The organism is Terrisporobacter mayombei (genome assembly GCF_020748465.1).
Taxonomy (GTDB): domain Bacteria; phylum Bacillota; class Clostridia; order Peptostreptococcales; family Peptostreptococcaceae; genus Terrisporobacter; species Terrisporobacter mayombei.
Genome location: NZ_JAHZMP010000161.1, coordinates 1 through 484, shown reverse-complemented (window position 1 = coordinate 484; position 484 = coordinate 1). Strand labels below are relative to the sequence as shown.

General features: G+C 53.3%; 1 protein-coding gene. It reads right to left on the bottom strand.

From position 1 onward, the window contains the following. A partial coding sequence (gene clsB / locus K0039_RS25080; protein WP_228106847.1) for a cardiolipin synthase ClsB occupies positions 1 to 484 on the bottom strand: 484 nt, incomplete at both ends.

Sequence of the window (484 nt, the reverse complement as noted above, 5' to 3'; positions counted from 1 at the left end):
GGTTCCACCAGGTGCGTTTGGGCAGCATGGTTTCATCCACCTGCTGACAATCTGCGGCAATAATGCCGTTCAGATTATCGCGCAGCGTCTGGTTAAAATGACGATCGTGGATGATGACATTTGCTTCGAGATTCAGTGACAAACTGAGCGGATCGAGATTACTGGACCCTACTGTCGCCCAGTGATCGTCCATCAATGCCACTTTGCCGTGGAGCGGGCGGCGGCGGTACTCAAAAACCTGAACGCCGCCTTTACCCAGAGAGTTATACAGCAAGCGGGCACCGACTCTGACAATCGGCATATCCGGTTCGCCCTGAATGATCAGTTTGATCCGCACCCCGCGCCGTGCCGCTTTACGCAAGGCGTGTAAAAATCGATAGCCGGGGAAGAAGTAGGCGTTGGCGATAATCACTTCCCGCCGCGCCTGAGTGAGCATTTTCAAATAATGGCGTTCAATATCATCGCGATGTTCTTCGTTATCGCG